Annotated in this window: 1 protein-coding gene; it reads right to left on the reverse strand. The window is 36.7% G+C overall.

Features of this window, described 5'->3' with window-relative positions; translation table 11 throughout:
- Window positions 1-125: 125 nt before the first annotated feature.
- On the reverse strand, window positions 126-314 hold the full coding sequence (rpmB, locus tag CJ239_RS11505; protein WP_001140948.1) for a 50S ribosomal protein L28: 189 nt from the start codon (window positions 312-314) through the stop codon (window positions 126-128).
- Window positions 315-532: the final 218 nt, after the last annotated feature.

Consider the following 532-nt stretch of genomic DNA (forward strand, 5'->3'; position numbering starts at 1 on the left):
GAAAACTTCAAAAAACGGATTTTTATGGCTCTAAATATCAAAAAAGAAAGGACTAAATCTGTCCTTTCTCGAGCTTAGCTTTTCTTCAACCCACTACAGTTGACAAAGAGCCCTTACTTTTATTATTAAACGCGTTCAACTTTACCTGATTTCAAAGCACGAGCTGAAGCCCAAACTTTTTTAGGTTTACCATCGATAAGAACAGTAACTTTTTGAAGGTTTGGTTTTACGGCACGTTTTGTTTGGTTCATCGCGTGTGAACGGTTGTTTCCTGATACAGTCTTACGACCTGTAAAGTAACATACTTTAGCCATTTGTGTTTTCCTCCTATTAGATCTAATATAGCGGATGTGCTAGCACCACATACCGTACTATGTTATCACACTTTCTTCATTTTTGCAAGGGAATTGGAAGATTTTTTTACTTAACGTAGACAATGCTAACTTCTCAAAGTAACTTCCACTTGCCTGACCAAAGTGGAAATTAGTCTAAAACGGATTTTTATGGTGGAATTAAGTGTGAGACGTTTGAG

This window comes from Streptococcus sp. UMB0029 (genome assembly GCF_002871495.1).
Lineage (GTDB): Bacteria > Bacillota > Bacilli > Lactobacillales > Streptococcaceae > Streptococcus.